Here is a 13,904-nt window from a genome sequence, read left to right as displayed (position 1 = left end):
TATGTCGGAATTAATAACGAGTAAGAACCTTGAGCAGGTTATTGAAAAAAATAAACTTATTAAAGATGATATATTAAGATTAACAAATGATTTTACAGTCAGGTTTAATAAGTCGGGAGTAACGGGGCAGGATAAACTGTCTTTTTCGGTATTAAAAGAGAATCATTTAATCCAGATTCCTATAAATGATGAATACTGGGGCGGGGCTATTATTACAAAGGGAAGTATTAAAATACCAGTTATCAATACAGCCCAGCCCCGTGTCTATCAATATTTTGTGGCATGGCATGAAATATATCATTTGTTCTATGACCTCAGTTTAAGGGATGAGACCCATAATATTGCTGTTGATATGGATTTAAATGAGAGAAGAGCAGACTATTTTGCTGCAAAAATGATTTTTGGCAATGTGTACGACTACTACTATTCATTAGATGATGAAGATTTTATCGACAGAGTCATAAAATGCATGGATGTATATAAGGCACCATATAAGGCAGTACTGATAGAACTATTTGAAGAAGCCGTTACAAAATATAATGATTTGGATTTAAAAGAAAAAATTCTTGAGCATTTTGATAATAAACCTGAGAACTTAGTGCAAAAATTTATAGATTTGGAATTGGATGCAGAGTTAGTGAAACCCTCATATGTTGTAAGTTTAGGTAGGTTGGAGAAGAAAATACAAAGTGTTATGAAAGAAAACCCAGATGTCTCCCATCATAAAGATAATTATCAGTTTCTGCTCACGCTAAAGAATAAAATTAAAAAAGGAGTGGAGGGGCTTGTCAAATGAAAGGAGAAAGCATAAATGACTTAAAAAAATACCTTTCCACGGGCAGGTCTCTCAAAATTTGCATCCTGGATAATAACTCTGTTGAATTTTTAACATGGGTACGCAAGAGCGTCAGTCCTGAAAAGATATTTAGCCAGTATGATATGATTCTTATCCCCAAATGGGTATGGGTTGAGGTCTGTGATAGTGATAATAGAAAAAGTTACATAAATGATTTAAAACATTGTTCGAAGGTCCAAATTATAGATGAAGTTGATTATTTAACATTGGTAGATTACAAAGAAGCAGAATTATACTATCTGTTTTTGTACTGCTGTTACAATGTGAGCAGGCTTGTTAGTTTTATCAAGAAAAACATCTTAAAAAATAGACCTGTAGAGGATTTAGACCCTTATGAGGAATGGCTTGGTGTATTTTATAAAGAGGGACTAGACCAAAAGAAACTTTCAAACGGCAGGATTCAAAGGAAAAATGCAGGAGAGATATCTATTTCCGTTCTAAGTTATATCCTTTCCTATTATTACAGTGGAAGCATTGATATTATAACTATCTTCAGCAGTGACAGGGATACCTATGAATTTGTTTCTAAGGCTAAAGAAATACTTTATAAAGATGAGCGCTTTAGAGACAGGAGCAACACTTCCATAACTTTTAAATCGAATGACTTTCTGATTTATGAATGGACAAGGCTTGGGTATATAAACGAAGGAAATATTGATGCTTTTGTGGACAGTTACAGGCAGACGAGGAGAATAAAATTTACAAGAAAAAAACAAGATAATTCAATTGAGGAGCAAGACAAATTGATAGATAATGCAGCATTTTTAGAAATGTTAAAGGACAGCACGATATATTTAATCTTTTGAATCTGGACTATAGTAAAAAGGTTTTAGTAGATTTTAAGCCTACCAAAACCTTTTCTTTACTCTATAGGAAATTATGTATTTAAGAAATTGTGGATAACTTCGATTATTTAAGTGTATCTGTATTTATCTAGGTGATTGCTATGAATAAGATAACCATAGAAATGATTCTGGAACATAAATGGTATGAATTCAAAGATAAGTTATCATATAGATTGCCTAAAGATATGCGAGAGCATATCTTTAATGTCGTTGAAAAATCTCTTCATTGTGGAGAAATTAATAAAGGTTACGCTGAGTACATGTGTTTCAATTGTGGAGAGAGTATTAAAGTAGGGTTCACTTGTAAAAGTAAGTTCTGTGTGAAATGTGGAAGGCTATACACGCTGAAATGGGTAGAAAAGCAGCAAGAGAATATGCTAAATGTAGTACATAGACATAGCGTATTTACTATACCTGAGGAACTTAGAAATTATTTTTATAAAAGAAGAGAGATGCTTAAAGACCTGATGGACGGAGTCTATCAAGTAATTGACTATTGGTACAAAAAACATAAGGGCAAGAGTTATGAGGTGGGTGTAATAGCGGTAATTCATACTTTTGGACGAGACTTAAAATGGAATCCTCATGTGCATGCACTTGTTACGGAAGGGGCTATTAACAATAAATATAGCTGGTGGAAGCCGGTAGAATATATACCATATGAATACCTAAGGAAGTCTTGGCAAAAAATTGTTTTAGATATCATAAAGAAATATTTTAAGGATTATAAAACTAGAAAATTAATTAGTACCTTGTACAGGGTATATAAAGATGGTTTTTATGTTAATGCAGACAGAGCCCTTACAGATATGAAAAAAGCCACTAAATACATAGGGAGATATCTTGCAAGAGCTGCGATAGCAGAGTATAGAATTGAAAGCTATGATGGTGAGAATGTAACCTTTTGGTGCGAAGACCATGATACCGGTGAACATATAAAAGTTACATTGGATGTATTAACGTTCATTGGAAAGCTGGTACAACAAATTCATAAAAAAGGCTTTAAGTGCGTTAGAAGGTATGGTCTATATTCAAGGAAGAAAAATGCTTTGGCTAAAGAAATAATACACTTGTATAAGTTTGTTAAACAGTTAAAGATTTCAGATATTCTAAATAGAAAAAGAAACAAGAAAAAAAGAGGTGGAAGCAGAGAATAATAGAGACTTTTGATAGAAATCCATTAGAATGCAGAAAGTGTAAAAAAGAAATGGAATTATGGAAAATCTGGCATGATGACTATGGTTTGATATATGATATAAGGGAATCAACCTATAAGGAGGATAAACCAGATGGATCCAATAGACGAATATTATTACGAACTCAATCCAATAGAGAAAGAAATTGTGTACAAATATCAATGCCGCAAGTGCGGTTTCGAAGAGTGGGCCCCAGCCTTTGTGGTAGATTAGATTGCATACATGGATGAGATTCTTGAGGAAGACTCTAAATGTGAAGATTTGGGAATGCCTATTTTGGTATGCCCTCGTTGTAATGCAGACTTTTATTTTACCGGTGACATTGAAAAGCAATAGAGTGGCGTTAGCCACTCTATTGAGAGTCCCCGTTAGGGGATTTTTTTAGCCATAGGATAAATCCAACTACTTAATGGTAAATTTTTCTTTTTGAGTCCAAGCTAACCAAAAATCAGAGAGTTATTGGAATATATAAAAATCTAATAGCTCCCTTTAAAATTGTCAACAGTATTTAATTGTATTAATGCAACACTAGAAACCTTTCGGTACTTTATCATTGCTAAAAACACAAAAGGAAAGTAAGCAGCATTTGTTTTAAGGTATAGTAAAGAAAAAGCAGGTAACTATTATATTAAGAAACGGAAGAACACATACTATTGGTGTTTATAAATCATTATTTTACTTAAATAGAAAATACTATCTTACAAAGTACGAGTCTTGCCAGAAACTTAATGCCTTAGGGAAACGAGTTTTAAATGAGCAGTGATTTCATTAAGTAAACAAAATAAGCAGTATTTGCTGAGAAAATATTGAAAATTAATAAAGCAAATGTGAGGATTTATCGGATAAAAAAGTACTCTGTACATTGCGTATATTTTTAAACTTTATACAAAATAGGTATTGACTATCACCTTAGGTATTAGCCTATGATAATTACGAGGTGATAATAATGTTAATTAAAGATGTATGTAGAGAATGTAAATTGACAAAGAAAGCAGTTGAATATTATGAACGGGAGGGACTTATATCTCCAAGGATAGAGGATAACGGTTATCGGAATTACAGTGATGAAGATATTTCAGTATTAAAAGAAATTGGAGTTTTAAGGAAATTAGGCATCAGTATTTCTGAAATCAAAGATATTCTTGCAAGTACAAATAAAGCCGCTGCTCTGGCGAAGTGTAAATACAAGATGGATTTAGAAGTTGAAAAATCAATGGCTAAGAAAAAATGTCTGGAACAGTTAATAAAAGACTATGATATTAAGCAGGCAATTACCTATATTGAAAAAGACATTGAGAAGCAATTTACAATCAAAGAGAAACTGCTGCAAGCATTTCCAGGAGGTTATGGAATGTATCTATGCGTACATTTTGGACAGTTTCTTAATGGGAGAATTGATAATGAGGAAAAAGAAAGGGCATATAATAAAATCGTTGATTATTTGGATAAAATTCAAGAAATAGAATTCCCTAAAGAACTGGAAGAATTTTTGCAGCAGGGTCTTGGACAGATGGAAGAAGCAGATATGCAGAGAATTAATTCATCCATAATAGATTCAGTAAACAATATAGATATGTATTTAGAAGAAAATAAAGAAGACATTGAAAAATATTTGGAATACAGAAACTCAGATGAATATAAAAAATCACCAGTCTCTAAAATACAGCAATTATTACTGAAATTTCAGCAAGAGAGCGGATATTACGATATATTTATTGAAAATTTAAAAATATTGAGCGACTCATATAGGGAGTATTTTGAAAAACTCCAGGCTGCAAATAAAGCATTTATAGATAAATATCCACAATTTGATAATATTTATAAGGTGTAGTTCTATAATAATAATCTAATGACACACAAACTTATAAAAAATTAAAGAATTAGTAAAAGTCACGGAAAAATAAGAGTAAAAACCTTATTAAAACCGTGACTTGTTTTTATCTGGAAAGAGTTGGGCAAATAGAATTAAGGCGAGAAGGGATAAGGGTTTGAGGGTGTGGGGGATGGAGCGGAGTTTACTTTAAATATACATATTTTTTGTCACTAAAAAAGCAGTATGCTAAATACTTTGCATATATGGTAAAATATATAAGTAATGACAATTTTAAAAAGGGTAAATTATGCGTAAAAATCTTAAAGTGTTATTATGGGGATCAGGAATTATAGCAGTACTGTTGGGATGCAACAAACAAAGTGACGGTACTTCTATACAAATTGAAAGGATGGATTTAAAAATGAAGGGGTCATATTCAACGATTATTGAAGGCTTTGATTGGGGGCCGGCAATTACTAAAGTGGTAATAAAGCTGAATGAGGAGGTTAACCACGCTGATAGTAGCGATTACACAGTAAAGGTAGAGCGGAAGGCAGAAGATTCTTCAACAGGGCTTGGGGGAGAGAGAGAGATAATTAATGCATATGTTTCTGATGAAAATAGTAATCCATTGGACACAGGAAACTATATAACACTTGAAATGAAGGTTGGACCGGAAGAGGTGTTGGGCTCACCCTTTAACTACAATATAAAACGGAATTTGAATCAGTGGGTGCAGTGGGATTATGTTATCAGCAAAAACTCAACCGGTGAACTTTGGAATAAGAAAGATGGCGAAAAAATACTGATTGCCGATGAGTTTAGAAAGGACAGTATAACCTACAAGAATATTACCTTGACTTATGCCGCATATGAGCCAAAGTCGGATAATAAAAAGAATCCACTGCTTATCTGGCTTCACGGTGCAGGAGAGGGCGGTACAGATCCAAACATAGTACTGATAGGAAACAAGGTTGTTAACTTAGCCTCAAAGGAAATACAAGACATCTTTCATGGCGCATATGTACTGGCCCCGCAGTCACCTACAATGTGGATGGATGGAGGAAACGGCCAGTATGCCTTTGACGGAACTTCAAAGTATACTGAAGCTTTGATGAATTTGATCAAAAATTATGTGAATAAAACTCCCCATATTGATAGGAACAGAATATATATTGGAGGCTGTTCAAATGGGGGCTTCAGACAATGAAGATGCTTCTGACCTATCCTCAGTATTTTGCCGCAGCCTATCCCATCTGTGAAGCCTACTATGATGTAAATATTTCCGATGAGCAGATTAATACTATAAAGAATATACCAATCTGGTTTACCCATTCTAAAAATGACCCGGTAGTGGATCCAAATCAGACTGCAGTTAAGACATATAAGAGATTGCTGGAGGCAGGAGCTAAGGATGTCCACTTTACTTATTGGGATGAGGTTGTAGATACTACAGGTTTATATAAAGACAAAAATGGAGCACCCTACAAATATCATGGACATTTCTCTTGGATATATACCTTGAATAACCAGTGCAGGCTTGATTACGATGGAAGTCCGGTAACTGTAAAAGGTGAAAATGTAAGCATAATGGAGTGGCTTGCAGTTCAAAGTCTTACAAATAGGTGAAGTAAATAGCATGGATAAAGATACATATATAAAATTGAAAAAACTAGTTATTTAATTATTGTATCAAAATTCCATAAATAAGAAACAAGTGCAAATAATACATTGACTAGGTGCAACCCTAATGATAAAATAAAGTTGTTGGTTGTAACTATATGGTTGCAACCCATATGCTGAATCAAAAAGAGCGGGGGAACCAATTTAAGGGGTGAATCCTAATACATATTAGGTAGGGTTATCTTTCAACCCGAATCCGTCAGCTAACCTCGTAAGCATAGAAAGAGGAGGGATTAGATGATTAAAGTCTGTGTCATTGGATTGGGCAGGACCGGTCAGTATGTAGCTAAAGGAATATTAGAACAAAAAAATATGGAGTTAGTTGCTGCTATTTGCAGTCCAGGCAGTGAAAAACTGGGCAAAGAGCTTGGAACTATAATCGGTGATGAAAAGGCAAAAATAAAAATAAGATCTTCTAATGACTTGGAAGAGATTATACTCAAGACTAGGCCTGATGCAGTAGTAGACTTTTCCAATTCAAAGGCTACCATGAAGAACGCAAAGACCTTATCAATGGCAAAGGTGAACATGGTAATAGGGACTACAGGTTTCAGCGATAATGAGCTTAAGGAATTATCAAGTCTACCCTATAAGTTCCATAATGGAATTGTTTATGCACCCAATATTACCTTAGGAATAAATACAGTAATGCTCTTAAGTAATATTGCTGCAAATATATTGAACAATTATGATTTTCAAATAACAGAAATACACCATAAACATAAGAAAGATGCGCCATCCGGAACAGCTGTAAAATTGGCAAGGGAGATGGAAAGAGGTTTAAAATCATCCGGTGTATACAATAAGAGGATACCTATTAATGCAATCCGAGCCGGTGGTGTTGTGGGTAGACATGAAGTTCAGATTTTCGGTGAGGATGACAAGATAGAGATAAGTCATGAATCCTTTTCAAGAAAGATCTTTGCACAGGGAGCTGTGCAGGCAATAAATTATATACACAAAAAGACCGGGTATTTTGAAATGAAGGAAGTATTAGATTTAAAGAGGGTTTTATATGACTGCATTAATTCCGGCACAGAGGAGCTGTGCCTATAGTAGGGGGCTATAAACCCTTTCTTCTTTAAATCAATCAAGACCACTAATTAACAGTTAATCATGGTTAATTAGTGGTCTTTTACTATACCTATAATTTTTACATGAAAACATATACATTTTTGTGGGTATAAAAAAATCCCCATAGATAGTAGTATTTAAGCATAGGAATCAATACGTTAGAATTTCAAAAACTTAAATGGAGGTATAACAATGCAGGGGACCACAGAGGTTTCTATGAAAACGCTGTCTAGAAAAGACAGAAAGTTTACATGGAAGAATATAAAGGAACAGAAGTATTTAATAGCTATGTCCATCCCATTTGTAATATGGGTAATTATATTTAGATATGTACCACTTACAGGATGGTTGATGGCCTTCCAGGACTTCAAGTTTAAGACTGGAAAGGGGTGGTTTGCCACACTGCTTGATCAGCAGTGGGTAGGACTAAAGCACTTTATAACATTGTTCAAAGAACCGCAGTTTTATCAAGCTATGGAAAATACTTTAGGAATGAGTATTCTGGGAATAATTTTCGGCTTTATATTTTCTATCAGCTTTGCACTTCTTATAAATGAACTGAAGACTTTAAAGTTTAAAAGGTTGGTACAAACTATATCATATTTGCCTCACTTTGTATCCTGGGTGGTTGTAGCCGGTTTGGTAAATAGCATGCTGGCACCGGCAGGAGCTGTAAATGAACTGCTAATGGCATTAAACATAATAAAGGAGCCAATACATTTTATGACGAAACCAAATATGTTCTGGGGAGTTGTAATTGGTTCCGATCTCTGGAAGGAGACAGGCTGGAATGCTATTATCTATCTTGCAGCTATAACAGGAATTGATCCGGAGATGTACGAAGCAGCCAAGGTAGATGGTGCTAACAGATTTAAACAGATGATTCACATAACTCTACCGGGAATAAGATCAACTGTAATCGTGCTTTTAATTATGAGCATAGGTAATCTTATAAATATCGGTTTTGAAAAGCAGATGCTGCTTGGTAACAACGTAGTACAGCAGAAGGCTTTAGTATTAGACAAATATGCCTTGGATTACGGTATAGGGATGTTCAGATATTCTTACGGTACTGCAATAGGTATCTTTAAATCCGTAGTTGGAATAATCCTTGTCTTTGGTGCTAATTTCATAGCAAAGAAAACCGGTGAAGGCGGAATCGTATGATGGGAGGTGCAATATGAGTTCAAGACGTAAAAAAATTGGTATATTCGATATGGTTTTATATATAATAATGATTCTTGTGGTAATTGTTACGCTTTATCCCTTTCTGAATGTGTTGGCTGTATCCCTTAATGATGCCTTGGATACTGTAAAGGGTGGAATCCATATTATACCTAGAAAATTTACACTAGCAAACTATAAGGAGATATTTCAGTCAAACAACAACTTAGTGAATGCTTTCATTATGTCCGTCCTGAGGACAGTAGCAGGTACCGTAGCGGGAGTGCTATGCAGTACAATGTTAGCTTATACTTTAAGCAGAAAAGATTATATATTAAACAAGTTTGTTGCAGTAATTTTTATATTGACAATGTACATTGGTGGAGGTCTGATTCCTGAATATTTGCTCATAAGGAATCTGGGTTTGATTAACAAGTTCGCGGTCTACATTATTCCGGGACTTATATCAACCTTTAATGTAATAATTATCAGGTCTTTCATTGATAATCTGCCCATGGCCTTACAGGAATCTGCTAAGATAGATGGAGCAAATGACTTTGTTATATTCTACAAAATAATTTTCCCATTATGTCTTCCGGTTATCGCTACAGTTTCATTGTTTATAGCAGTCGGACAGTGGAACAGCTGGTATGACACCTATTTGTATGCCAGGTCCAATCAGGGCTTAAGCACGCTGCAGTATGAGCTCATGAAAATACTGGATAATGCAGCGGCAAGTGCTAAGCCGCCGGATCCAAATAATCCGTTGCCTCAGGTAAACACAAATCCTGAATCCATCAAAATGGCTATTACTATGATAACTACTGTGCCTATATTACTAGTTTATCCTTTCGTGCAAAAGTATTTTGTTTCAGGAATGACTTTAGGTGCAGTTAAGAGCTAATATTGGAAATTGAGTCTTTAAATCAGACTTAATAAATATATGAATCATAGGGGGAACAAATATGAAAAAAAGAAAAATTTTAAGTTTCTTATTGTCAGTTGCAATGATTTCTGCATTGGCTGCCGGCTGTAAGTCAAAAGAAGAAACAAAACAACCTGATGCAGAAACACCAAAACAGGAGGAACCGGCAAAACAGGAAATGGATAAAACACCTGTGACCCTTACCTTCTTCAATGCCGATTTAAACTTTGACGTAGATTTCACTGACGACATAGCTAAAAAAATAACTGAACTCACAGGCGTAACTTTAAAAATAACCCACCCGGTTGGTGGAGATACAAATGCAATCCCACTGATGATTGCAAGCGGTGAGTATCCAGATCTTATCTATGCAAAAGGTGATACAAGCAAGCTTGTAGATGCTGATGCAATAATGGACTTAAGACCATGGATCGAAGAAAAGGGAGAAAATCTTAAAAAATTATATGGAGACTACTTAGAAAGATTAAGCTACAGCCCAGACAATAATGCTATATATACTGTAGGTACAAATGGTGTAAGCACAGCAACTTGGAATCCAAGTGGTACATTTCAGTTACAGCATGCGGTTCTTAAGGAGTTAGGGTACCCAGAAATTAAAAATATATATGATTTGGAAAATGCTATAAGGGAATACAAAAAGAAATACCCAACCATAGATGGCCAAGAAACAATAGGTTTATCACTAATGGCCAGTGACTGGAGATGGTATATAACTCTTGCAAACCCGGCAGGCTTTGCCCTTGGTATACCAGATGACGGACAATGGGCTATAGACGATGAGAAACAGGAAGCAAAATATAAGTTTACTGTTGAGGGAATGAAAGAATACTATAAGTGGTTAAATAAAATGAATGCTGAAGGATTATTAGATCCAGAATCCTTTACTCATAAGTATGATGCATATATTGCTAAGCTTTCTTCAGGAAGAGTTTTAGGCTTAGCTGATGCTAACTGGGATTATCAAGATGCAGTAAAATCCCTGGTTTCAGCTGGAAAGCCTGAAAGAACCTGGGCACCACTGGCTGTGGTTGTTGATGAGACAAAGTATAAAGACCCATCCTTAAAAAATTATGGTTACTCCGGTGGTTGGGGAATAGCAGTGGCCAAGAATAGCCCAAATGCTGAAAGAGCATTACAGTTCTTAGATTGGATGGCCTCAGATGAAGCACAGGTATTGCTTAACTGGGGTATAGAAGGTGTACATTACAAAGTAGAAAATGGTAAGAGAGTTGTTCTTCCAGAAATACAAAAACAAAAGAATACTGACAAAGACTTTAGTAAAAAGACAGGCGTTGGCCTTTACACTTACCCCTTCCCTATGAGAGGAGACGGAGCTAAAGATTCAACTGGTAACTATTATACTGCTAACAGCGAAGAAATCTATATTGCTAACTACAATGAAGCTGAAAAAGAGACTTTAAAGGCATACGGCAAGAGAATCTGGTCAGACTTCTTCCCACAACCTGAAGAATTAGGTGTTTCTAAACATGGTCAGGCATGGCAGTTCAATATACCAAGTGACAGTGATTTAGCTATAATCCAGAAAAAAGCTGATGATTACATGCAGAATGCCCTAGCTCAGCTTGTACTAGGAAAACCGGAAAACTTTGATGCTGCTTGGGATAAGATACAGCAAGACTTAAAGAACATGGACATAGAAAAGGCTAATGCAGACATGACAGAGTTAACAAAGGAAAGAATTGAGTTCTGGAACAAGTAAAAAAAGCGGCCATATGCCGCTTTTTTATTTGCTTAGCATCCCCCACTAATTTCTGCATTAAATAATCTATAATTTTAAAGGTATACGATTTCACTAACTAATGATATGATTAAGTTGAATTGAATTAAGACAGGGGAGAGGAGTCGGATTATGAAATTTAGCAATGGGTGTTGGTTAAACAGAGAGGGCGTTGATACTTTCAGTCCAGCAGAAGTTTATAGTGTGAATAGAAAAGATAATTCTTTGGTGATTTATGCTCCATGCAAAAAGATAAATCATAGAGGAGATACCTTAGGTGGTCCTGTTATTACTTATAAAATATCTTCACCGATACCTAATGTAATAAGAGTACAAGCTTATCATTATATGGGTGTAAATAAAAAAGGACCTGAGTTTGAGATCAATAGTGTGGAGAATCAAATTGACATAATTGACAATGAATCAGAAGTAAGCTTATCCAGTGGTAAGCTTAAAGTAAAAATAAACAAGAACGATGGATGGGCGATGGAGTTCTTTAGAGGCAGTGAAAGGCTAACCTTCAGTGGTCATAGGCACTTCGCCTATATAAAAACAAAGGATGAAGGCAACTTCATGAGAGAGCAGTTAAGCTTATCCGTAGGTGAGTTTGTCTATGGCTTGGGAGAAAGATTTACTCCCTTCATAAAGAATGGACAAACAGTGGATATATGGAATGAAGATGGAGGAACAAGCACAGAGCAGTCCTACAAGAATGTTCCGTTTTATATAACCAATAAGGGCTATGGTGTATTTGTAAACCATCCGGAAAAGGTATCCTTTGAAGTTGGATCAGAAAAGGTAACTAAGGTTCAGTTCAGTGTGCCTGGAGAAAGCCTAGATTACTTCCTGATAGGCGGAGATACCATGAAGGAAGTGCTTGAAAACTATACAGCGCTTACCGGAAAGCCTGCATTGCCACCGGCATGGACTTTTGGACTATGGCTTACCACTTCCTTTACAACCAATTATGATGAAAAGACAGTAACCAGCTTTGTAGATGGGATGGCAGAAAGGGATGTACCACTTCATGTTTTCCATTTTGACTGTTTCTGGATGAAGGACTTTAACTGGTGTGATTTCCAATGGGATAAGAGAGTGTTCCCCGAACCTAAGGAGATGCTGAAGCGTCTAAAAGAAAAGGGACTAAAGATCTGCGTGTGGATAAATCCATATATAGCTCAGGAGTCAATTTTGTTTGAAGAAGGAATGAAAAAGGGATATCTCATAAAGAGACCTAACGGAGATGTCTGGCAGTGGGATATGTGGCAGCCTGCTATGGGCATAGTGGATTTCACAAATCCTGCAGCCTGCAAATGGTATTCTGATAAACTGAAGGCCCTAATAGACATGGGTGTGGATTGCTTTAAAACGGATTTCGGCGAAAGAATTCCTACTGATGTAGTTTACTATGATGGTTCAGACCCAATGAAAATGCATAACTACTATACTCATTTGTATAACAAGGTTGTATTTGAAACCCTTAAAGAAAAATTAGGAGAAAAGGAAGCTGTTGTATTTGCAAGATCCGCTACAGCAGGAGGACAGCAATTCCCTGTACACTGGGGCGGAGACTGCTCTGCAGACTATGAATCCATGGCAGAAAGCTTAAGAGGAGGTCTTTCCTTGTGTATGTCAGGCTTTGGATTCTGGAGTCATGATATAGGCGGCTTCGAAAGCACTTCAACTGCAGACGTATATAAGAGATGGGCGGCCTTTGGTCTTTTATCCTCTCACAGCAGACTGCATGGAAGTACTTCCTATAGAGTGCCATGGCTATATGATGAGGAAGCAGTCGATGTTGTAAGATTCTTTACAAAGCTAAAATGCAGTATAATGCCTTATCTGTATAAAACCGCAGTAACAGCGTCTGCTGCAGGTATTCCAGTTATGAGAGGCATGGTTATGGAATTCCAGGATGACCCAACCTGTCATTACTTGGACAGACAGTATATGCTGGGAGATAACCTTTTAGTAGCACCTATTTTTAACGATAGGGGAGAAGTGACCTACTATCTTCCTGAGGGAACTTGGACTAACTTCATAAGTGGGAAGAAGGTACAAGGTGGAAGATGGATTAAAGAAAAGCATGACTATTTGAGCCTACCTCTTATGGTTAAAGAAAATAGCATAATAGCAATAGGTAAGGAAAACAAAAGGCCTGATTATGATTATGCCGATGGAGTTACTTTAGGCTTATATGAACTTTCCGAGGGCAAGAGTGCTTCCACTGAGGTTGTAAATATGCAGGGGGCAGTGGAATTAAAGGTAACAGTACAGAGAGAAAACAATGAGTTAACCATTGCGGCAGAAGGCGTGGGTAAGCCTTGGAGCCTATTATTGAATGGAATCTTTGAAGTGGGTTCTGTAGAAGGGGCAACTGCCAGCCTTGAGGAAAAGGGGGTAAGAATTACACCCCTAAGTGATGCAAAGCCTATAAAGTGTAAATTAGTTTAATTAATGATGGCAATTAAAGGTGCCGGCTGCAGATATAATGCAGCTGGTACCTTTTGTCATGTTGAGATACCTTTAAGCTTCAAGTTAATCTTTACTTCTAAAAGTAAAATGTAAAAAAAGTATATTAAAGATATA

Annotated in this window: 11 protein-coding genes and 1 riboswitch; all 11 genes read left to right on the top strand. The window is 36.0% G+C overall.

Going from position 1 to position 13,904, the window contains the following annotated elements; genetic code table 11:
• The first annotated feature begins 1 nt into the window (after position 1).
• The 11 genes from FHY60_RS14990 (at position 2) to yicI (ending at position 13,769) form a co-directional block, all read left to right on the top strand.
• The gene (locus FHY60_RS14990) at positions 2-796 is read left to right on the top strand and encodes an ImmA/IrrE family metallo-endopeptidase (RefSeq protein ID WP_139905794.1); all 795 of its coding nucleotides are present in this window, start codon (positions 2-4) and stop codon (positions 794-796) included.
• Entirely contained in the window at positions 793-1,662 is an 870-nt protein-coding gene (locus FHY60_RS14985; protein ID WP_139905793.1) for a hypothetical protein, read from the top strand. Before FHY60_RS14990 ends, FHY60_RS14985 begins: the two co-directional genes overlap by 4 nt.
• A 140-nt stretch (positions 1,663-1,802) precedes the next feature.
• Entirely contained in the window at positions 1,803-2,858 is a 1,056-nt protein-coding gene (locus tag FHY60_RS14980) for an IS91 family transposase (protein WP_139905792.1), read from the top strand.
• 985 nt (positions 2,859-3,843) lie between these two features.
• Complete coding sequence (locus tag FHY60_RS14975; RefSeq protein WP_139905791.1) at positions 3,844-4,728, top strand: MerR family transcriptional regulator; 885 nt, start codon at positions 3,844-3,846, stop codon at positions 4,726-4,728.
• A gap of 289 nt (positions 4,729-5,017) precedes the next feature.
• A complete protein-coding gene (locus FHY60_RS14970; RefSeq protein WP_139905790.1) occupies positions 5,018-5,920 on the top strand; it encodes a hypothetical protein in 903 nt (300 codons plus the stop codon).
• On the top strand, positions 5,917-6,339 hold the full coding sequence (locus tag FHY60_RS14965) for a hypothetical protein (RefSeq protein ID WP_139905789.1): 423 nt from the start codon (positions 5,917-5,919) through the stop codon (positions 6,337-6,339). The genes FHY60_RS14970 and FHY60_RS14965 overlap by 4 nt, the downstream gene beginning before the upstream one ends.
• Before the next feature lie 158 nt (positions 6,340-6,497).
• A riboswitch (cyclic di-AMP (ydaO/yuaA leader) is annotated at positions 6,498-6,625 on the top strand.
• A gap of 5 nt (positions 6,626-6,630) precedes the next feature.
• A complete protein-coding gene (dapB, locus tag FHY60_RS14960; protein ID WP_139905788.1) occupies positions 6,631-7,449 on the top strand; it encodes a 4-hydroxy-tetrahydrodipicolinate reductase in 819 nt (272 codons plus the stop codon).
• A gap of 234 nt (positions 7,450-7,683) precedes the next feature.
• On the top strand, positions 7,684-8,634 hold the full coding sequence (locus FHY60_RS14955; protein WP_423243594.1) for an ABC transporter permease: 951 nt from the start codon (positions 7,684-7,686) through the stop codon (positions 8,632-8,634).
• Positions 8,635-8,647: 13 nt separating this feature from the next.
• Positions 8,648-9,535: a carbohydrate ABC transporter permease gene (locus FHY60_RS14950; RefSeq protein WP_139905786.1), complete on the top strand. Its 888-nt coding sequence runs from the start codon at positions 8,648-8,650 to the stop codon at positions 9,533-9,535.
• Between the two features lie 61 nt (positions 9,536-9,596).
• The gene (locus tag FHY60_RS14945) at positions 9,597-11,297 is read left to right on the top strand and encodes an ABC transporter substrate-binding protein (RefSeq protein WP_139905785.1); all 1,701 of its coding nucleotides are present in this window, start codon (positions 9,597-9,599) and stop codon (positions 11,295-11,297) included.
• A gap of 150 nt (positions 11,298-11,447) precedes the next feature.
• The gene (gene yicI / locus FHY60_RS14940; protein WP_139905784.1) at positions 11,448-13,769 is read left to right on the top strand and encodes an alpha-xylosidase; all 2,322 of its coding nucleotides are present in this window, start codon (positions 11,448-11,450) and stop codon (positions 13,767-13,769) included.
• Positions 13,770-13,904 lie beyond the last annotated feature (135 nt).

Origin of the sequence: Clostridium thermarum, assembly GCF_006351925.1 — a bacterium.
GTDB classification, from domain to species: Bacteria; Bacillota; Clostridia; order Clostridiales; family Clostridiaceae; genus Clostridium_AU; species Clostridium_AU thermarum.
Note: the sequence above shows the minus strand (reverse complement) of the source record. Positions and strands in the feature narration are given on the sequence as shown.

Coding starts and splice junctions, on each gene's coding strand:
- FHY60_RS14985 (WP_139905793.1), top strand. CDS start 793: ATGAAAGGAGAAAGCATAAATGACTTAAAAAAATACCTTTCCACGGGC.
- FHY60_RS14965 (WP_139905789.1), top strand. CDS start 5,917: ATGAAGATGCTTCTGACCTATCCTCAGTATTTTGCCGCAGCCTATCCC.
- FHY60_RS14955 (WP_423243594.1), top strand. CDS start 7,684: ATGAAAACGCTGTCTAGAAAAGACAGAAAGTTTACATGGAAGAATATA.
- FHY60_RS14980 (WP_139905792.1), top strand. CDS start 1,803: ATGAATAAGATAACCATAGAAATGATTCTGGAACATAAATGGTATGAA.
- FHY60_RS14975 (WP_139905791.1), top strand. CDS start 3,844: ATGTTAATTAAAGATGTATGTAGAGAATGTAAATTGACAAAGAAAGCA.
- FHY60_RS14970 (WP_139905790.1), top strand. CDS start 5,018: ATGCGTAAAAATCTTAAAGTGTTATTATGGGGATCAGGAATTATAGCA.
- FHY60_RS14945 (WP_139905785.1), top strand. CDS start 9,597: ATGAAAAAAAGAAAAATTTTAAGTTTCTTATTGTCAGTTGCAATGATT.
- yicI (WP_139905784.1), top strand. CDS start 11,448: ATGAAATTTAGCAATGGGTGTTGGTTAAACAGAGAGGGCGTTGATACT.
- FHY60_RS14990 (WP_139905794.1), top strand. CDS start 2: ATGTCGGAATTAATAACGAGTAAGAACCTTGAGCAGGTTATTGAAAAA.
- dapB (WP_139905788.1), top strand. CDS start 6,631: ATGATTAAAGTCTGTGTCATTGGATTGGGCAGGACCGGTCAGTATGTA.
- FHY60_RS14950 (WP_139905786.1), top strand. CDS start 8,648: ATGAGTTCAAGACGTAAAAAAATTGGTATATTCGATATGGTTTTATAT.